This is a genomic window from Streptococcus sp. LMAG:39 (assembly GCF_008680485.1).
Classification (GTDB): Bacteria; Bacillota; Bacilli; order Lactobacillales; family Streptococcaceae; genus Streptococcus; species Streptococcus pasteurianus.
Genome location: NZ_NALE01000001.1, coordinates 1,679,215 through 1,699,391, shown reverse-complemented (window position 1 = coordinate 1,699,391; position 20,177 = coordinate 1,679,215). Strand labels below are relative to the sequence as shown.

Sequence of the window (20,177 nt, the reverse complement as noted above, 5' to 3'; positions counted from 1 at the left end):
GTCTACCATACAAGTTGTAACACTTGATATGATAGGCTTTTTAAATGTAAATTATTTTACAGCATCTTTAAGTGCTTTACCAGCTTTGAACGCAGGTACTTTTGAAGCTGCAATTTCAATTTCTTCACCAGTTTGTGGGTTACGACCTTTACGAGCTGCGCGTTCGCGAACTTCAAAGTTACCAAAACCGATTAATTGAACTTTTTCGCCTTCAGAAAGGAAGCTTTCGATTGCTGAGAATACTGCATCTACAGCTACTGCTGAATCTTTTTTAGTAAGCTCAGTTGCTTCTGCAACTTTAGCGATTAAATCTTGTTTGTTAGCCATTTAACAAATCCTCCAATTAATTTCTAAGCGTTAACACTTTAACACGTTCTATGATACCCAAAAATAGCTTTTAGGTCAAGTATTAAACGTCTTTTAGTCGTTTTTCTTGTAAATATCAAAATTGAATTGATTACCTACAAGATCAATAGTAGTGGCCTTCAAATAAAGGTCTGCACCATTTTTTAGATTTTGAATATTAATATTGATCGCTGACTCGTTCGGTAAAACTTTAACAAAACTTGGCAATTTATAGCTTGATTTTATATATTTTAAAACCTCTGATTCAGGCAAGGAAAGTGTACCAACTGAAAATGATGTAATTTTAAGCTGAACCGCACCAGAATCAAGACGGCTAGGTTGAAAATAAATATAAAGTGGCACTTTAGAGCCTAAAAGGGTATATGTCCCTTCAAACATAATCGCTGATGATGTAGCATAGACGGTATAGGACATTTGGTCTGTCTGATAATCCTCCAGATAAGCAGCAACAGTGTCGTTTAATTGCTCACGATTTGTTGAAAAAGTCCCAACTTTAACGCTATCCGTTTTTTTAGAACTACCGCTCTCAACCGCTGGTTCTCTCACTTGAATCAAACGACTAGCAACAACGCCCACAAACGCAATATTTATAGACAAAATGAGAAGAAATCCCCATTTCCACCAATTAATCTTCTTTCCATTCTTCTTTAGTTTCACTGATTTTCTCCATTGTTACATCTGACATGATTTGGTAACCAATATTATTTGGGTGAAAATGGTCACCGCTAAAAAGGACATCATTAATCACGGTTGTCTGGTCACCAGAAGTTGAAACAATCCCTTCTTCACCATTAATTCCCTTATATAAGTCATCGTTGATAGGTACAAAATAGACATTGGCATACTCTTCGGTGACACTTTCAGTAGCGTTATTCCAATTATCGACGATTTCTTGCATTTCCGTCATATCAGGGAAATTGAGGTAGAATGGATTGTAAATGCCCAAAATATAAATTGGCAAATCTTCATTCTCTGCACGCGCTAATTCAATAATCTGACGCAAGCGTTTTTGATAAGATTTGGCAGGTTTGGTAAAAGTAGAAACAGACAAACTCGTTAAATTCTTTCGAATAACTGCCATGACATCATTTCCACCAACGGTTAGGGTCATCATATCTGCCTTAACCAATGATTTTTGAATGTCTGTCTTTTCTTGCATCCGCTGCAAAATTTGCTTGCTGGTATTTCCAGAAACACCGTAATTACTATCAGTAACTTGATAGTCATAAGTATCTGTTAAACTTTGCGCCAGCAAAGGAACAAAACCACCTTGGTTAGTAGTGTCACCGACTCCTTCCGTCAACGAATCACCAATCGCCACATAATGAAACGGTGTCGCTTCTTGTGCCAAAAAATCTTTCTTTGTTAGCTCTGTATCAGATTTTGGAATCAGCACACTAAAAATGACAATAAACAGAAGAAGGCTTGCTAAAAAGAAAGCAAACCCAGTTAAAATATTCTTTTTCTTACTCATAACGTACCATTACCGCAAAGGCATTTTCACCAGTGTGTGTTTGGATAATTGAACCTGTTTCAAGAACAGCAATCGGAGCTCCTAACACTTGTAACTTTTCCTTAAATCCATTTGCCATATCAGCCGTACCACAGTAAGAAATACCAATTTCTGCTACTTTTTTACCTTTAGCGTATTCAATAAAATTGTCTAGCCACTTATTGAATGTTTTAAGGCCACGTCCTTTAATAATCGGATTTAATTCACAATCAACCATTTCCATAACAACTTTAATGTTAAGGAGTGAGCTAATAAGACCAGTCACACGTCCGATACGTCCACCTTTTACCAAATTTTCAAGCGTTGATACACCAATAAAAAGTTCAGATTTTTGACGAACCTCTTCAATTTTAGCAATAACTTCTTCTAAACTACCACCTTCCTGAGCCAATTTTGCAGCTTGAACTACTTGGAATTTTTGACATTGGTCTGTAAAGGTTGAGTCAATAACAGTAACATCAGCACCTGCTAAATTAGCCCCTTGACGCGCTGCTTCAACTGTCCCTGAAAGCGTGTGTGTGATATGAATGGAAACAATATGATCAGCACCATTTTTCATCAAGTTTTCATAAACTTCTGCAAAAACGCCTACTGGTGGCTGACTTGTTTTTGGCAATTCCTTACTGTTTCGCATCATGTTAAGGAATTTTCCTTCTTCTTTCAAATCACTATCTGAATACACGACACCATCAATCATGACCGATAGTGGGATAACGGTAATATCATATTTTTCAACCAATTCAGGTTCAATAGTTAAAGAGGAATCCGTAACAATTTTAATTTTACTCATTTTCTATCCTATCATACTTTCGATACTTGTATCTAAATTTTATTCTAACATTAATTATACCAAATTTTTAAAACTTAGGGGACATTTTATCAGAGAAAGTCTAATTGCGCAAAAAAGAAGCCTTGCAGCTTCACTTTTTACTTCTTCAATAGTTCGCGAGCTTGTTCGCGTGCCATTTCAGTAATATCGCTACCAGCAAGCATTTTAGCGATTTCTTCTACTCGTTCTTCTTCGGTCAACAAGCGAACCGTTGAAACAGTCGTATTTTCATCACTGCGTTTTTCGATAAAGAACTGATAATCAGCAATGGCAATCACTTGTGGTAAATGAGATATTGCCAAGACTTGTCCGTTACTTCCGATTTTATAGATTTTTTGGGCAATAGCTTGCGCAACGCGACCAGATACACCAGTATCCACTTCGTCAAAGACGATACTTGTTTTGTCCTCTTTACGTGAAAATGCTGATTTGATAGCCAACATTAAACGAGAAATTTCACCACCAGACGCAACCTTAACGAGTGGTTTAAAGCCTTCACCAGGGTTCGTTGAAATGTAAAATTCAACAGTTTCATTTCCATCACGGTTGAATTTTCCTTTGGTGAATTGGACTTGAAAATCAGCCTTTTCCATGTACAAATCAGCTAACTCTTGCTTGATTTCAGCTTCCAAATTTTTAGCCAAGGCATGGCGTTCTTGACTGAGTTCTTCAGCAGCAACAATCAATTCTTTTTCCAAGCGTTTAAGGGCTTTTTCCATGTCATCAGATGACTCATCATTTCCAGTCAAAAGATTGTATTCCTTGGTGATATTATCATAATACTCTAAAACATCATCAACACTACCGCCATATTTGCGTGTAATGCTATAAATCACCTCTAGGCGCGCTTCGATTTGTTGCAAGCTTCCCGCATCAAAATCAAGGTCATCAATGACATCACCTAGGTGTTTCGTGACTTCTTCTAGGATATAATAAGCCTCTGAAACGTTAGCTGACATTTCTTTATAGTCAGCATCAAATTCTTCGAGCGTCATCAAATCATTCATGGCTGAACGAATGTTAGATAGACTTGAAAATTCTTCGTCATCAAGCATGACATAAGCATTGGTCAACGTATCTGCAATGTTTTTATGATTAAGCAATTTATCACGTTTTTGATTGAGTACCTGGTCCTCACCAGATTTCAAGGCTGCCGCTTCAATCTCTGCTATCTGAAATTCTAACATTTCAATACGCGCTTTATGCTCTTGTTCATTTTTTTGCTTGGTCACGACACGCTTACGCAATTGACGATAGCTTTCAAAAAGCTCTTGGTAATGTTTTTTGACATCAGCAAACTGTTCATTACCAAATTCATCCAACATCCGAATGTGCATATTGGGCTTCATCAACTCTTCTTGGTCATGTTGTCCATGAATATCAACCAGATACTGCCCAACGGCACGTAACGTTGTCAGATTCACCATTTGTCCGTTGATACGACCGATAGAACGACCATTTTGCAGAATGTCACGGCGAATAATCAATTCTTCTGTCACATCAATGCCATTTTCTTCCAAAATCTGTGTGAGCGCAGGATTTTCACCAACCGAAAAAAGCCCTTCAATTTCAGCCTTGTTAGCCCCATGACGAATAACGTCAAGACTAGCCCGCGCCCCCAACATGAGGTTCATGGCATCAATAATAATCGACTTCCCCGCTCCAGTTTCCCCTGTCAAAACCGTCATGCCATTTTCAAAAGTAAGCGAGATTTCTTCGATAATGGCAAAATTTTTAATGGAAATTTCTAAAAGCATTGGGTGACCTCCCTTAGTTACAGTCTTTCATCCATTTAAGCACTTCTTGGCGAATTGCTGCTGCTCCTTCAGCTGTTTTGGTAACGACTAATAAACTATCATCGTCAGCAAGGATACTGAAAATCACATCTTTAAAATCTTCCAACAAGAAACGTTTAATCAAACGGCTATTTCCTGGATTCACATCAAGATTAATCATGTTTTCAAGCCCTGCTGTTTCTTCTGAAATCGCAAGAACTGTGCTTTTAATTGGCACAGAAACTTGACCAACTTTTTTTGTCTTGTCTTTTGAAAGCCCATAAATATAAGGACCCTCAGGTGAAGGTACTTTGATGATACCAATTTCATTCATGTCACGTGAAACAGTAGCTTGCGTTAATGTCAAACCTTCTGCTTCAAGCAATTTTAGCAAATCATGCTGTGTCTCAACAGCATTTTCAGCAACAATTCTTTTGATTAATTCTAAACGTTCACTCTTTTTCATCTTTAAATTCCTTATGTGCCTTTTCTACAATTTCTGGAATCATGGCAGTAACTAAATCTTGAGCGTCAGCTGATTTTTCCAAATAAACCAGAAATTCAATGTTACCATGTCCACCTTGAATCGGTGAAAAATCAAGTCCTTTAACTATAAATCCGTAATTTAGAGCAAAATCTGTCACATTTTCCAAAACTTTTTGATGAACAGCTTTATCACGAACAATTCCATTTTTACCAATCTGCTCACGTCCTGCTTCGAATTGTGGTTTGATAAGAGCCACAACTTGACCATTATCAGCCAAAATATTGTGAAGCGCTGGCAAAATCAAATTCAAAGAGATAAAGCTAACGTCGATACTAGCAAAAGTTGGTTGACCTTCTGTAAAATCCGCCAATTCTGCATAGCGGAAATTATACTGCTCCATGCTACGAACACGTTCATCCTGACGAAGTTTCCAAACCAATTGATTGGTACCAACATCAACCGCATAGACAAGTTTTGCACCATTTTGAAGCATCACATCGGTAAAACCACCTGTTGAAGCACCGATGTCGATTGTCGTTTGTCCGTCAACAGAAATCTCAAAAACTTGTAAAGCTTTTTCCAGTTTCAGCCCACCACGGCTAACGTATTTTAATTTTTCACCTTTAAGCTTTAGCTCCGTCCCATCGTCAATCTTCTCACCTGGTTTGTCATACCGCTCACCATTAATCACATTGACAACCAAACCTGCCATAACACCACGTTTTGCTTGTTCACGCGTTTCAAAAAGCCCTTGTTTATAGGCAAGCACATCAACTCTTTCCTTAGGCATTTAGTCGCAACCTTTCTATCATTTTAGTGATTTTTTCTGCATTAAACGCTTGTGTTTCCGAAAGTTTTTGGAAAATAGCTAGCGCTTGGTCAATTGATCGATTCAAGATGTCATACGATTTTTCTAAACCAAGCAAGCTTGGATAAGTCGCCTTATCAGCAAGTAAATCTTTTTTCGGCGTTTTTCCAATTTCTTCAAACGTTGCTGTCACATCTAAAATATCATCACGAACTTGGAAAGCTAACCCAACCAAGCTACCAGCTTCGCGCAATGACTTTAAGTCATTAGCTGCTAAATTCGCAACAATTCCTGCCGCCACAACTGGAAAAGTCAACAATTTCCCTGTTTTATTTGTATGAATCAATTGCAATTCTGAAAGATTAAGCTTGCGCTCTTCGCCTTTCATATCAAGCATTTGTCCGCCAACCATGCCATAAGTGCCTGAAGCTTGTGATAATTCTGCAATCAAACGAACTTTGATATCAGCTGATAGCGCAGTATCTGCCACCAAACCAAATGGATCTAAAAAGAGGCTATCTCCTGCTAAAATCGCCGTTGCTTCATCAAATTTTTTGTGGTTAGTCAAACGTCCACGACGATAATCATCATCGTCCATTGCTGGCAAATCATCATGAATCAGACTACCTGTATGAATCATTTCAAGCGCAGCTGCCACTTCAAAATGACCTTCTGTCAACTCGATCCCAAAACCTTCCAGAATTTCTAAGAAAATCAAGGGACGGATACGTTTTCCGCCTGCCTCCACAGAATAAAGAATCGCTTCAATTAAATCTGGCGAAACAACATCTGACTGTGCATAATAACGTCGAATTGCCTGATTGATTTCATTTAATTTATCCATTAGGCATCCATTTCCGTTTCTGTTCCGTCAGCTTGCATCACTTTGACAAGTGTTTTTTCAGCAGATTTTAACGTTTTTTGAAGCTCTTTTGATAACACCATACCTTTTTGAAATTCTGCGATAGCATCTTCCAAAGCAACATCACCATTTTCAAGTTTGGTAACAATAGCTTCTAAATCTTGTAAATTTTCTTCAAATGTTTTTTTATTTGGCATCTTTTACCTCCACTTCAAGCTGACCATCTCTTAGTCGAACAGTCAATTGGTCGCCTACTGCCACATCTGTCACGCTTGAGATAATTTCTTCGTTTTTTTGTACCATAGCATAGCCTCTGGCAATAATTCGACTAGTATCCAAAGACAGCAAAGCATCTTGTGCCTTTTCAAATCGTGCTAACTTACTATCATATTGACTCGTCATATTAGATATTAAAAGGCGTTGAAAAGCTTCTAAACGCTCTTGATAACGTCGAATATTACTTCCTAAATCAACAGCCAAAAGACGTTGATTTAGCAGTTGTTGCCGTTGACTAGCCTGATTAAATTGAGTTTGCATAGTGTTCATCAATTGAGTCGTCAAGCGATCCAATTTTTGAACATAACCGTCGTATAATCGCTCAGGTTGTCTAAAAATAACGGATTTTGCTAGTTTATCCAAACGTTCTTGTTTTTGCTTAATCATGCGCAAACTAGCTTGATAAGCCCTATTTTGGCGCTCCGCAATCCAAGAAATAATATCAGCTTTCGTTACTGGCGTTGCTAATTCAGCGGCTGCTGTTGGTGTTGCCGCTCTACGGTCAGCCACATAATCCGCCAAAGTCGTATCAGTTTCATGTCCGACACTTGAAATAACTGGCAAACGTGATTCAAAAATAGCTTGAACAACGATTTCCTCATTGAACGCCCAGAGATCCTCAATCGAACCTCCCCCACGACCAATAATCAAAAGGTCAAGGTCATCTCGCTCATTGGCTTTAGCAATATTTGCAGCTACTTCCTGACTAGCGCCTTCACCTTGAACTTTTGTTGGAAAAAGAAGAATTTCAACCCCTGGAAAACGTCGTGAAACGGTCGTGATAATATCACGAATGACCGCTCCGCTTGGACTGGTAACAACACCAATTTTCTTAACAAATTGTGGTAATTGACGCTTATGTCGCTCATCAAAATAACCAGCCTCTGCTAATTTTTTCTTCAATTGTTCAAACTGAATCGCTAAGGCACCAATCCCATCTGGCTCAGCTTTTTCAATAATAATCGAATAAGAACCACTTGGCTCATAAAGTTGGACACGACCAACAACATTGATTTTCATGCCTTCTTCCAGCTCAAAACCAAGTTTTTTAAAGGTTCCTGCCCACATCGTTGATTGGATGACAGCATTTTCATCTTTCAAAGAAAAATATTGATGCGTTGGACGACGACGAAAATTGGAGACCTGACCTGTCAAATAAACCCGCTCCAAATAAGGGTCACGATCAAATTTTAATTTAAGGTATTTAGTCAAACTCGAGACACTTAAATAATCCGACATAGCAGACTCCTTTCCATAAAATTCCGTACATTAGACAATTTTTGCATATCAAAGTAATTATATCAAAAAAACTAAAATATTGATACAATGCGTTATCTCGCCCCACTCCTCACTTTCTTTTTTAAGATTTTTGGATTTTAAAAAAACTATCCAGTGGATAGTTTCAGACTGAAGACAATGTTAATATTGTGTTTTAGCGATTTATCTCTCCGAGAATTCTTTCATGATACGGGGGAGTTCTGCGCTAATTGTCGTTGGTAAAACAACATAGACTTGGTCGCTGAGTTGGTCAGCGATATAGGAATGTAGGTACGTTGCTGTGGCAACACTGTTCAAGAGATTATCTTTAAACTGGGCGACAAAGCCTGCAATCATGCCACAAAGCGTATCTCCCATACCACCTGTCGCTTGGTAAGGACCGCCAACAGTTAGCTCGCCGACTTGATTTCCTTGAATGATTTTAGTCTGATGACTTTTAGCCACTAAAACGGTCTGTTCTGGAAATTCTTGCAGAGCTGCTTTGGTGTTTTCGATTGTCTGGTTCGAAATAGCGATTCCTGATAATCTTTCCCATTCTTTTTGATGTGGTGTCAATATGAGATGATTCGTTTTGACTGTGATTGGCTTAGCTTTTGCCAATAAATTCAAAGCGGAGCCGTCAATAATCAAAATCTGGTGTTCAGAAATATGCTCCAAAACCATTTGAAACACAACTTCTGCTTTGCTATTTTCCCCTAAACCAGGACCAATCAAAACGACATCAGCCTTGGTCAAATTTTCATAAAATAGCTCCTTATCATCACAATCAAAAGCCATAGCTTCTGGAAGATGACTGTGAAGAGCTGCGATATTATCACACTCAGTCGCCACAGTCACTAGTCCAGCACCGCTTTTAACCGTGGCTAAAGCGCTCATGATAATCGCTCCACCATAAGGATAAAATCCACCAATTAAAAGAACACGACCGTATGTTCCTTTGTGAGAATGTGGCTGGCGCTTTGTAATCACTTGATGTGCCAATAATTCATCAATAATCATGCTTTCACACTTCTAAGGGCAGATTGATATGTTTGTTCCATAAGCATTGTAATGGTCATTGGACCAACGCCACCAGGTACTGGTGTGATAAAACTTGCGAGTGGTTCAACTTCGTCAAATTTAACATCTCCAATGAGCTTACCATTGTCATCACGGTTCATACCGACATCAATAACCACTGCCCCTTCTTTCACAAATTCTTTGGTTACAAAATGTCCTTGACCGATTGCCACGATTAAAACATCAGCTTGTTTTGTCACGCGCGCCAAATGACGTGTACGAGAATGCGCCAAGGTAACCGTTGCATTTTTGTCCAGTAATAGCTGCGCCATTGGTTTTCCGACAATATTTGAACGCCCAATGATGACAGCTGTTTTACCTTCTAAATCAATGTCATACTCACGAAGCAATTCCATAATGCCAGCTGGCGTACACGGTACCATGACAGGACGTCCATTCCAAAGGTGTCCTGTGTTGATTGGGTGGAAACCATCTACGTCTTTTTTAGGGTCAATTGCTAGAATCACACGCTTATCATTAATGTGTGCAGGAAGTGGCAATTGCACCAAAATACCATGGAAACGGTCATCCTCGTTATATTGTGCAATCACTTGAATCAATTCTTCTTCACTGATTGATTCTGAAAGGCGAACAGTTTCACTTAAAAATCCTGCTTTCTTAGCAGAACGTTCTTTATTTCGGACATAAACTTGACTAGCTGGATCATCACCAACAAGAATAACGACCAAACCAGGCACAACGCCCGTCTCAGCTTTTAATTTTTCAACTTTTTCAACTAATTCAGTCTGTTTTTTGACAGCTAAGGCTTTTCCATCTATAATTGTTGCCATATCATTCTCCAAAATTGTATTTCTTCCATTATACCAGAAAACAGCACTATATTCTATTTTCTTATTTTCAGAAAATTCTTTAAAATGTTATTAATGCTATCTTTTATAACTATAAAAAAGCTTGCCCACATGAGCAAGCTCTCTCTTGTTAGTTTACTTTGCTGTTTTATGCATTTCATCTTTGACTGGGCAGTTACAATCACAATCACCACAAGATCCTTTTCCTTTGATGAAACTACGAAAGCCCATAAACACCGCAAATGCAATAATTGCAGCAATAATAATCGTTGACATAGTATTATTCTCCAGCTATTTCTAGATTATCTAAAGTAATCACTTTTTCTTTAACTTGTCTTGGTTTTCTAACGATAAAGTAAATAATAGCAATCAACAAGATAACGGCTACAATCGTCCAGAATGTGATGCCTTTACCATAGAAAACAACAAGCCCAAGTTGATAGATAATCAAACTAACCACATAAGCAAGTCCTGTTTGGAAGCCAATTGCACCAATTGTCCACTTCGCATCTCCCATTTCACGTTTGATAGCACCCATTGCGGCAAAACATGGCGCACAGAGCAGATTAAATGTCAAGAATGAATAAGCTGCTAGTGATGTGTAATCCAATTGCAAAGCATGATACAAACCACTAGTTGTGCTGTCATTATACAAGACACCGAATGTTCCAACAACGGCTTCTTTGGCTGCAAGCCCTGTCGCAGCTGCAACAGTAGCTTTCCAGTCACCAAAACCAAGTGGTTGGAAAATCCAAGCAATTGCTCTACCAAGAGCAGCAAGGATTGAATACTCCGTATCAACAGCTTGGAAAGCAAAATCATAAGATGACATAAACCAGATAATAACCGTCAAACTGAAAATGATGGTACCAGCACGTTTTACAAAGCTCATGGCTTTACCAAAGGCATAACGTAATACTGACCACACTTTTGGCATATGATAAGCTGGCAATTCCATGATAAATGGACTAACATAGCTTCCAAGGAAACTTGTTTTTTTAAGCGCAATCCCTGATAAAATAATTGTCAAGAAACCTATAAAATATGTAGATGGCGCAACAAATGGATTATCTGGGAAAAATGCTCCCGCAATCAAAGCGATAATTTCCAATTTAGCCGAACATGGCATGAACGTTGCTGTCATAATAGTAATACGACGGTCACGTTCGTTTTCAATGGTACGACTCGCCATAATCGCAGGCACACCACATCCTGTCGCAATCAACATCGGAATGAAAGATTTTCCTGACAACCCAAAGCGTCGGAACACACGGTCCATGACAAAGGCAATACGGCTCATGTAACCAATATCTTCTAAAATACCCAAACAGATAAATAGAACAAAGATTTGTGGCAAGAAACCAAGAACCGTACCAACCCCTGCAACGATTCCGTCAATAATCAATGATTCTAACCAACCAGATACGTGCAAGTAATCAAGACCAGCTTGTACCCAATTTGGCACCAAATCACCAAAGAGAACATCATTCACCCAGTCTGTCCACATTGTTCCGACTGTTTGAATAGATAGGTAATAAACCAAGAACATAACTATCGCAAAAATCGGCAATGCCAAAATACGGTTTGTCACGACACGGTCGATTTTATCTGAAATCGTCATCTTGAAATTACTATCTTGGTTTTGTGCCATTTTAGCCACACGTTCGATAAATTCATAACGTTCATTGACAACGATAGATTCAGAATCCTCTGTGAAAATGTCTTCTGTGATTTTAATCACTTCATTGATTTCACCTTTTTGGAATTCTGACAATTCTACTTCATTTTGAACCAAGGCATCACGTTCAAAAAATTTAATAGCATAAAAACGTGCAGAACATTCTGGAACAATATCACCTAAGATATCAATAATTTGTTTCAAAGTCGCTTCAAATTTATCACTATAAGTAGGATATTGAATGGTATCAACGGTTTCTTTAGTGGTATATGCTGCTTTTTTGATAACTTTATCAACACCTGTATTCTTAATAGCACTAGTAGAAACGACTGGAACACCAAGTTGATAAGAAAGTTTATCGATATTAATCGTTTTTCCTTGACCTTTGAGGGCATCGCTCATATTAAGCGCAACGGTCACAGGAATACCTGTTTCAATCAACTGCGTTGTCAAATAAAGGTTACGTTCCAAGTTTGTCGAATCAACAACATTAAGAATGCTATCCGCATGATTACTCAATAAATAGTCACGTGCCACTTTTTCTTCTGGCGTATAAGGTGACATTGAGTAAATCCCTGGTAAGTCTTGCACTTTCCAATCACTGTGCCTTTTAACGGTACCACTTTTTCGTTCAACAGTAACACCAGGCCAGTTACCAACACGTTGACTTGTTCCAGTCAATAAATTAAAGAGACTTGTTTTCCCACTATTTGGATTCCCAATTAAGGCTATCTCTGTCATTTTTTCTCCTTACTATCTACTTTCACAACACTAATCATCTGCGCTTCTGATTTACGTAAGGTTAACTCGTAACCACGTAAACTAATTTCGATAGGGTCTCCTAATGGCGCTACTTTACGAAGATAAACTTTGGTATGGCGTGTTAATCCCATATCCATAAGGCGACGTTTTGCTTCATTAATAGCATAAATACCATCCACATAAGCAAATTCTCCAACTTTCAACTCTGAAAGAGGCAAAGTTTCAAGTTCTCCTTCTTCTTCAGTAACGTCAACATGATTTAAAATTGACTGATCAAATGCCAAACGGCTTGATTTAAGCATGACAATTGCACTCGTTGGCGTTTTTGAAACAACTTTTAACGAAGCACCAACTTTTAACCCTAAGTTTGATAAATGTCGAACACTTTCATCAGGTAAATCAATGCCAACGACTGCGTAGGGAATATCAATTTTAGCATTTTGCAAAATCAAAATTCTTGACCTCCTCGTAATTTTTTGATAAAATAATCGACCTTCTACTCGGTTCATTATATCATAAAAATAGGACAATTTTTCTATAAAAATTAATTTTTTATTTAATTATTCAATTAATTGTAATAATTCTAAATAATAACTTTATCTATTTAGAATCATTATAATATATGTTTTCAATCTTGTTTCATTCATTTACAATTTTTAAAAATAATTAAAATACAAAAATTAAGCATGCTTAATATAAAAACTATCATTCATTTATCTCTAATTAAATATTTATTTTTTACATATATTAAACTTCTTCCAGAACAAGAAAAAACTCAGCTGAGTTTATGTACTCAACCGAGGTTATTTTTTATTCTATTATAAAACTTTACTCAAGAAATCTTTTGTACGAGCTTCTTTGGTTTGTTCGAAGACTTCTTCGGGCGTTCCTTGTTCAACAATGACACCTCCGTCCATGAAGATAACACGATCAGCCACTTCACGTGCAAATCCCATTTCATGGGTAACAATCGCCATTGTCATTCCTGATTTTGCTAAATCTTGCATAACACCAAGTACTTCACCAACCATTTCTGGGTCAAGCGCTGATGTTGGTTCATCAAAGAGCAGTACATCTGGATCCATAGCAAGTCCACGCGCAATTGCGATACGTTGCTGTTGACCACCTGACAAACTAGCTGGATAAACGTCTGATTTGTCGCGAAGCCCAACTTTATCTAATAAATCATAAGCTTTTGCTTCTGCTTCTGCTTTAGAGATACCCTTTGTTTTAGTTGGTGATAATGTGATATTCTCAAGTACCGTCATATTTGGGAAGAGATTGAACTGTTGGAAAACCATTCCCATTTTTTCACGCATCTTGAAAATATCATTTTTCTTATCTGTAATATCAACACCCTCAAAAGTAATCATACCTTTTGTCGGTGTTTCAAGTAAGTTCATTGTACGAAGAAATGTTGATTTTCCTGACCCTGAAGGTCCAATGATAACAACCACTTCACCAGATTTAATATCAAGGTCAATACCTTTTAACACTTCATTTTTTCCGAAATATTTATGAAGTCCTTTAATTGAAATAAGCATTTCTGACATTAGTTGCTACCTCCATTTCCCATGCGTTTTTCAAGTCGTTTCACTAAGAATGACATCACAGTTGTCACCATGAGGTAGTAGAATGCAGCAAATAACAATGGTGTGATGGGCAAATACGTTGCTGTTACGACCGATTGGGCACCATTCCACAATTCCATAACTCCGATAGTTTGAAGAAGTGAACTATCTTTGATAATGGTAATAAATTCATTACCAAGTGCTGGTAAGATATTTTTGAGGGCTTGCGGCAAAATGACATAACGCATTGCATTGACTGGGCGAATACCAAGCGAATACGCCGCTTCAAGCTGTCCTTTTGGTACTGCTTCGATACCAGCACGGACGATTTCAGAAATATAAGCTCCGCTATTTAACGAAATAATAATGATACCTGGAAGCAAACGTGAAAAATCAAGGTCAAGAACACCAAAGCCAACGATTGGCGCATTATTAAAGTGCATCCAAGCAAAGGCAATCATGATTTGAACAACCATCGGAGTCCCACGAAAGACCCAAACGTAAAAACTAGCAATCCAATTTAAAACTTTTATATTTGTACGTTTAACTAAAGCAACCAAGATACCAATGATTGTCCCAAAGAAAACAACACATGCTGAAATCATAATGGTTACAAGGACACCATAGTTAAAATAAGCCCAATATTTTGGCAAAAATGAAAAGTCCATTTATTTCTCCTATAAACAATAATCAATTAATTATAACACAGATTGAATAAAAATACCAATAATTCATTTTTCTGGAAACAGACGTAAATACTTGATATAACAGCATTTCTATCATTATTAATAAACAAAAAAATAAAAAGCTCGCAATTTGCGAACTTTTTGCAATTCAAAATAGCAATATAAGAAAACGTTGAAACCACACTTAAGCAGGGCTTTACCAAAACCTTATACTCTGTCCTGAATTTTTCTTTATTTTAGTAAAGAAGGTCATAAATTTCCATTGCGATTAAATCGATGCTATCAAATGAGTAAGACTCACGCGCTTCAACATCACGCAAAGTGAAAACTGGACCATTTTCAGGGTCATTACTGAATGACACTTCTGCCACAACGACACCATCACGTTCAAAATTACGTTTTAGATTACTACTATCAGTTGTCATTAACTCAAGACGATTGATAATTCTCACCAAATGTGATTCCATGACTATTCTCCTCTTCGTTTATTGTCCATACTATTTTAACATAATTTCCTACAAACAAACAACAAAGGAATGTATTTTCTTTCTTTTATCTAAAATTCCTGTCAAAAGTGCCATTTTTCAGCGATTATTGTCCTTTAAATTGCTTTTAGTGAATTGTACATAATCGCTTTGATAGAATGCATACGGTTTTCAGCTTCTTGAAAAATGATTGAACTGTATTTTTGAAAAATCTCATCGGTAATTTCAAGTTCAGCAAGACCATATTTGTCATAAATTTCTTGACCAATTTCGGTATTAAGGTCATGGAAAGCTGGTAAGCAATGCATGACAATCACATCAGGATTTTCAGTTTTCGCTAATAGTTCTGCATTGATTTGGTAAGGCAATAAGAGGTCAATACGTTCTTTGAAATCAACTTTTTCTCCCATTGATACCCAAACATCAGTGTAAAGCATATCAACACCTTTAACCGCAGCAAGGTCATCTGTAATGGTTAATTCAGCACCATTGTTGTATTTTTGAGCAACTTCAATAATTTCAGCTTCAGGTTGCAAGCTGGCTGGCGCAATAATTTTAACATTGACACCAAGAATTGCCGAAGTCACAAGCAAAGAATTTGCCATATTATTACGCCCATCACCGACATAAGCAATCGTCAAGCCTTCTAATTTTCCAAAAACTTCTTTTAAGGTCATAAAATCAGCAATCATTTGTGTTGGATGCCAAGTATCTGTCAAACCATTCCAGACTGGCACACCAGAATACTCAGCCAAGGCTTCAACATCTTCTTGTTTGAAACCACGGTACTCAATCCCGTCAAACATCGAACCAAGAACTTTTGCCGTATCAATGACTGATTCCTTTTTACCAAGTTGAATCTCGCTACTACCAAGATAAGTCACGTTCATGCCCAAATCTTGCCCAGCCACCGTGAAAGCTGAACGTGTTCGTGTACTTGTCTTTTCAAAAATAAGAGCAATGTTCAACCCCTCTAAATATTTATGAGGAATTTTTTTCTTTTTCAACTCTTTAAATTTCAATCCTAAATCAATCAGTTCAACCAGTTCTTCCTTAGTAAAATCAATCTCTTTCAAAAATGAATCATTAATAGCCATACACTCGTCCATCCTTTTTCTTTGAATAATATACCTAATTTTAGCATAATTATACATTTTGTCAAGGAGATTTTGAATAAAAAATCATCTCCCCCAAAATACCACCACATTTGCCATTTATATTTGACATGTCATATATAAACACATACAAACAAACTTTTCTCTTGAAAAACGTAATAGCTATTTTATCAATGGATTATTTGCGAGCGAAGTGAGCAAACAAGAGGTTGCAAATAAATCTGATAAGGTCAGCATCATTCGTAAGAAATTTTTGTGAATCTAAAATAAGAACTGCCAGTCAATCACTGCAATCTTTAGAAATTTCTTGGGTTCCTTCAATAGCCCACTAGACTATTGAACCTGCCGTCGGCTCAAACCATCCAGTGGATAGTTTGAGGTCTGAGCCTAGAAATAAAAAATCAAGGAACTTAAGAAAAGTAACAAAAAAATTTTTGCTAAAAAACAAATAGGTGTTACCCGCCAAACGGTTAACCTCATCGAAAATAATAAGTATAGTCCGTCATTTGAACTTTGTATCACATTAGTGGAGGCGTTGCAAACTAATCTCAACACACTTTTTTGGGAAACTAGACATTTATAATTTTGGGAATTTTAAAGGAAAATCATTATGAAAACGAAGAAAATATCACTTTGGTTAAAATTTATTAAACGTTTCTACGGAATTAATGGCAAATTAGACGAATATCGCGAACAAGAAGTTAATCGTATCAGCAATAAACTGTTTATCGGTCTTTTTTTCTTTGAGTTATTCTTTTCTGCTATTATTTTACTCATCAACCAGACAATAGCGGCCACTGCTGTCCTCTATATTAATCTCTTCGGCCTCATTTTTGTTATTCCTATTATTCTTCTTGTTATGTTGACCAATCGTGATTTGCAAACATCATTGGAAATCCCTAAAAATGAAGTCGAACAGACACGGCAGAATGCTCGCAAAAAGGGCTGGTTAGTTGATGGAATTTTTGCACTATTCATGCTCGTTTTTAACGCTTTTAGCAAATGGCAAGAGGGAAAAAATCCTTTGGAACTCTTCACAAATCCTCTCAGACTTATCGCAATCACCCTCGGTGGGGTAATTTGGGGCGCTGCTATGGGGTCTATGACAGCCAGTCAAATTGACCCTGAGAAAGCATAGCACTCTTAGCGTAAGAGTGCTAATTTTTTAATGCTTTTTACTTGATTTCTATTAACCTAGTGCTATAATAGAATCATGAACTTTGACTATCTTTGACCTTTATTGTCAATGTCAAGCCGTTACGAAAGGAGGGTATTATATATGCTCTGTCAAAATTGTCATTTAAACGAATCAACAATTCATCTCTATACAAATGTCAATGGTCAGCAAAAGCAAATTGATTTGTGCCAAAATTGCTATCAAATCATGAAAACTGACCCTAACAATACTATTTTAGGTGGTTTAGGAAATGCACAAACTTCTTCCACACAAAATCAATCTACTGGTATGAATCCTTTTGATGATTTCTTCAGTAATTTAAATAATTTCCACGCATTCGGTGGACAAGATTTCCAAAATACGCCTCCAACACAATCAGGTGGTGGAAATAACGGCGGCAATAATAACAATTATCGTCCAAACGGCGCAGCTAGCCAACAGCAACAACAAAAAGGTTTGCTAGAAGAATTTGGTATCAACGTTACTGATATTGCTCGTCGCGGTGACATCGACCCTGTCATTGGACGTGATGCCGAAATCATTCGTGTGATTGAAATTCTTAACCGTCGTACCAAAAATAATCCTGTTCTTATTGGTGAACCAGGGGTTGGTAAAACAGCCGTTGTTGAAGGATTAGCTCAAAAAATCGTAGATGGTAACGTTCCACAAAAACTTCAAAATAAACAGGTTATTCGTCTTGATGTCGTTAGCCTTGTGCAAGGAACAGGTATTCGTGGTCAATTTGAAGAACGTATGCAAAAACTCATGGAAGAAATCCGTGAACGCAAGGACGTTATTCTCTTCATTGACGAAATTCACGAAATTGTCGGTGCTGGTTCTGCAGGCGACGGCAACATGGACGCTGGTAATATTTTAAAACCAGCACTTGCTCGTGGTGAACTTCAATTAGTTGGTGCTACGACACTCAATGAATACCGCATTATTGAAAAAGATGCAGCACTTGAACGCCGTATGCAACCTGTCAAAGTTGATGAACCAAGCGTGGAAGAAACGATTACGATTCTTCGTGGTATTCAAAAGAAATACGAAGATTATCATCATGTCAAATACAGCGATGATGCAATTGAAGCTGCCGCAAATCTTTCTAACCGTTACATTCAGGATCGCTTCCTCCCAGATAAAGCCATTGATTTGCTAGACGAAGCTGGTTCTAAAATGAATTTAACCCTTAACTTTGTTGACCCACAAGAAATCGACAAGCGTTTAGTGGAAGCTGAAAACCTAAAAACACAAGCTACTCGCGAAGAAGATTATGAACGCGCAGCTTATTTCCGTGACCAAATCGCTAAATACAAGGAAATGCAACAACAAACAATCAACGAAGACGATATCCCAGTCATTACTGAAAAGACTATCGAAGCTATCGTTGAAGAAAAAACTAACATTCCTGTTGGTGATTTGAAAGAAAAGGAACAATCACAATTAATTAATCTTGCTGATGATTTGAAAACACACGTCATTGGTCAAGATGATGCCGTTGACAAGATTGCCAAAGCTATTCGCCGTAATCGTGTCGGTCTTGGTACCCCAAATCGTCCAATCGGTTCGTTCCTCTTTGTTGGACCAACTGGTGTTGGTAAAACAGAACTTTCTAAACAATTAGCGATTGAACTTTTCGGCTCAGCTGACAGTATGATTCGTTTCGATATGTCTGAATACATGGAAAAACATGCGGTCGCTAAACTTGTCGGAGCGCCTCCAGGATACGTTGGTTACGAAGAAGCTGGTCAATTGACAGAAAAAGTTCGCCGTAATCCATACTCACTCATCCTTCTTGACGAAGTTGAAAAAGCGCATCCTGATGTTATGCATATGTTCTTGCAAGTTCTTGATGACGGTCGTTTGACTGACGGTCAAGGTCGTACAGTAAGCTTCAAAGATACTATTATTATCATGACTTCTAATGCTGGTACTGGTAAAACAGAAGCTTCAGTTGGTTTCGGTGCTGCTCGTGAAGGACGTACAAATTCTGTTCTTGGTGAACTTAGCAACTACTTCAGTCCTGAATTCATGAACCGTTTCGACGGTATTATCGAATTTAAGGCTCTTAGCAAAGACAATCTTCTCCAAATTGTTAACCTTATGCTTGACGATGTCAATAAACGCCTAGCAACTAACGATATTCACCTCGAAGTTTCTGATAAAGTAAAAGAAAAATTAGTTGACCTTGGCTACGATCCTAAAATGGGTGCTCGTCCATTACGTCGTACTATCCAAGATCACATTGAAGATGCCATTACAGACTTCTATCTTGAAAACCCAAGCGAAAAAGATTTGAAAGCTGTTATGACAAGTAATGGTAAAATTATCATCAAATCTGCTAAAAAAATTGAAAAAGAAGAAACAACCGTTTCAGCAGAATCAGAATAATGAAACTCTAAATAGTTTGGGACGACAATAGTTCCAAACTATTTCTTTCTTTGCTTCAAATGACTTTACTAGTGACAGCTCATCAACAAGACTTGATGATATTCCAGATTTCCACAACATTCTCTGCTCTGCTGTTTTTATAACGGCAAATTGTCATAAAAAAATCAAAATATTCCGATAATTTTATAGAAAAAAGTTCATTTTTTTAGTATAATGTCACCAACAGACACTCGTACTAATTATTTTGGTC

At 37.5% G+C, this 20,177-nt stretch carries 22 protein-coding genes; 3 read left to right on the top strand and 19 right to left on the bottom strand.

Annotated features, from left to right (window positions below; translation table 11 throughout):
- Positions 1-51: 51 nt before the first annotated feature.
- The 19 genes from hbs to argF all read right to left on the bottom strand — a co-directional run bounded on the left by hbs (position 52) and on the right by argF (position 16,341).
- Positions 52-327 (bottom strand): non-specific DNA-binding protein Hbs, encoded by a 276-nt coding sequence (gene hbs / locus CCC20_RS08770; RefSeq protein WP_003063767.1) that lies wholly within the window; start codon positions 325-327, stop codon positions 52-54.
- Between the two features lie 93 nt (positions 328-420).
- Positions 421-1,023: a YpmS family protein gene (locus tag CCC20_RS08765; RefSeq protein WP_117479325.1), complete on the bottom strand. Its 603-nt coding sequence runs from the start codon at positions 1,021-1,023 to the stop codon at positions 421-423.
- Positions 992-1,840, bottom strand: coding sequence for an SGNH/GDSL hydrolase family protein (locus CCC20_RS08760; protein ID WP_003063748.1), 849 nt, complete (start codon positions 1,838-1,840; stop codon positions 992-994). The genes CCC20_RS08765 and CCC20_RS08760 overlap by 32 nt, the downstream gene beginning before the upstream one ends.
- A complete protein-coding gene (locus CCC20_RS08755; RefSeq protein WP_013851580.1) occupies positions 1,833-2,669 on the bottom strand; it encodes a DegV family protein in 837 nt (278 codons plus the stop codon). Before CCC20_RS08755 ends, CCC20_RS08760 begins: the two co-directional genes overlap by 8 nt.
- Before the next feature lie 137 nt (positions 2,670-2,806).
- The gene (gene recN, locus CCC20_RS08750; RefSeq protein ID WP_003063744.1) at positions 2,807-4,465 is read right to left on the bottom strand and encodes a DNA repair protein RecN; all 1,659 of its coding nucleotides are present in this window, start codon (positions 4,463-4,465) and stop codon (positions 2,807-2,809) included.
- Positions 4,466-4,478: 13 nt separating this feature from the next.
- The gene (locus tag CCC20_RS08745; protein WP_003063742.1) at positions 4,479-4,949 is read right to left on the bottom strand and encodes an arginine repressor; all 471 of its coding nucleotides are present in this window, start codon (positions 4,947-4,949) and stop codon (positions 4,479-4,481) included.
- Positions 4,936-5,760 (bottom strand): TlyA family RNA methyltransferase, encoded by an 825-nt coding sequence (locus CCC20_RS08740; RefSeq protein ID WP_003063741.1) that lies wholly within the window; start codon positions 5,758-5,760, stop codon positions 4,936-4,938. Before CCC20_RS08740 ends, CCC20_RS08745 begins: the two co-directional genes overlap by 14 nt.
- On the bottom strand, positions 5,753-6,622 hold the full coding sequence (locus tag CCC20_RS08735; protein ID WP_058692787.1) for a polyprenyl synthetase family protein: 870 nt from the start codon (positions 6,620-6,622) through the stop codon (positions 5,753-5,755). The genes CCC20_RS08740 and CCC20_RS08735 overlap by 8 nt, the downstream gene beginning before the upstream one ends.
- A complete protein-coding gene (locus CCC20_RS08730; protein ID WP_058692786.1) occupies positions 6,622-6,837 on the bottom strand; it encodes an exodeoxyribonuclease VII small subunit in 216 nt (71 codons plus the stop codon). Before CCC20_RS08730 ends, CCC20_RS08735 begins: the two co-directional genes overlap by 1 nt.
- Entirely contained in the window at positions 6,827-8,155 is a 1,329-nt protein-coding gene (gene xseA, locus CCC20_RS08725) for an exodeoxyribonuclease VII large subunit (RefSeq protein WP_058692785.1), read from the bottom strand. Before xseA ends, CCC20_RS08730 begins: the two co-directional genes overlap by 11 nt.
- A gap of 201 nt (positions 8,156-8,356) precedes the next feature.
- Positions 8,357-9,193, bottom strand: a complete 837-nt coding sequence (locus CCC20_RS08720) for an NAD(P)H-hydrate dehydratase (protein WP_003063733.1) — start codon at positions 9,191-9,193, stop codon at positions 8,357-8,359.
- Positions 9,190-10,044: a bifunctional methylenetetrahydrofolate dehydrogenase/methenyltetrahydrofolate cyclohydrolase gene (locus tag CCC20_RS08715; RefSeq protein WP_003063732.1), complete on the bottom strand. Its 855-nt coding sequence runs from the start codon at positions 10,042-10,044 to the stop codon at positions 9,190-9,192. The genes CCC20_RS08720 and CCC20_RS08715 overlap by 4 nt, the downstream gene beginning before the upstream one ends.
- A gap of 153 nt (positions 10,045-10,197) precedes the next feature.
- On the bottom strand, positions 10,198-10,338 hold the full coding sequence (locus CCC20_RS08710) for a FeoB-associated Cys-rich membrane protein (protein WP_003063731.1): 141 nt from the start codon (positions 10,336-10,338) through the stop codon (positions 10,198-10,200).
- A 4-nt stretch (positions 10,339-10,342) separates the two neighbouring features.
- Positions 10,343-12,481: a ferrous iron transport protein B gene (gene feoB, locus CCC20_RS08705; protein WP_058692784.1), complete on the bottom strand. Its 2,139-nt coding sequence runs from the start codon at positions 12,479-12,481 to the stop codon at positions 10,343-10,345.
- Entirely contained in the window at positions 12,478-12,954 is a 477-nt protein-coding gene (locus tag CCC20_RS08700) for a ferrous iron transport protein A (RefSeq protein WP_013851576.1), read from the bottom strand. Before CCC20_RS08700 ends, feoB begins: the two co-directional genes overlap by 4 nt.
- A gap of 366 nt (positions 12,955-13,320) precedes the next feature.
- Positions 13,321-14,055, bottom strand: a complete 735-nt coding sequence (locus CCC20_RS08695) for an amino acid ABC transporter ATP-binding protein (RefSeq protein ID WP_003063728.1) — start codon at positions 14,053-14,055, stop codon at positions 13,321-13,323.
- On the bottom strand, positions 14,055-14,741 hold the full coding sequence (locus CCC20_RS08690; RefSeq protein WP_003063727.1) for an amino acid ABC transporter permease: 687 nt from the start codon (positions 14,739-14,741) through the stop codon (positions 14,055-14,057). Before CCC20_RS08690 ends, CCC20_RS08695 begins: the two co-directional genes overlap by 1 nt.
- A gap of 254 nt (positions 14,742-14,995) precedes the next feature.
- Positions 14,996-15,226 (bottom strand): DUF1797 family protein, encoded by a 231-nt coding sequence (locus CCC20_RS08685; protein WP_003063726.1) that lies wholly within the window; start codon positions 15,224-15,226, stop codon positions 14,996-14,998.
- 134 nt (positions 15,227-15,360) lie between these two features.
- Positions 15,361-16,341 carry an ornithine carbamoyltransferase gene (gene argF, locus CCC20_RS08680; protein WP_048791204.1) on the bottom strand — a complete coding sequence of 327 codons (981 nt, stop codon included), beginning with the start codon at positions 16,339-16,341 and terminating at the stop codon, positions 15,361-15,363.
- A gap of 418 nt (positions 16,342-16,759) precedes the next feature.
- On the opposite strand from argF, the gene CCC20_RS08675 reads away from it, so the two are divergent.
- The 3 genes from CCC20_RS08675 to CCC20_RS08665 all read left to right on the top strand — a co-directional run bounded on the left by CCC20_RS08675 (position 16,760) and on the right by CCC20_RS08665 (position 19,927).
- Positions 16,760-16,942, top strand: coding sequence for a helix-turn-helix transcriptional regulator (locus CCC20_RS08675; RefSeq protein WP_080543619.1), 183 nt, complete (start codon positions 16,760-16,762; stop codon positions 16,940-16,942).
- Positions 16,943-16,969: 27 nt separating this feature from the next.
- Positions 16,970-17,497 carry a DUF3278 domain-containing protein gene (locus CCC20_RS08670; RefSeq protein WP_058692783.1) on the top strand — a complete coding sequence of 176 codons (528 nt, stop codon included), beginning with the start codon at positions 16,970-16,972 and terminating at the stop codon, positions 17,495-17,497.
- A gap of 141 nt (positions 17,498-17,638) precedes the next feature.
- The gene (locus CCC20_RS08665; protein WP_003063723.1) at positions 17,639-19,927 is read left to right on the top strand and encodes an ATP-dependent Clp protease ATP-binding subunit; all 2,289 of its coding nucleotides are present in this window, start codon (positions 17,639-17,641) and stop codon (positions 19,925-19,927) included.
- Positions 19,928-20,177: the final 250 nt, after the last annotated feature.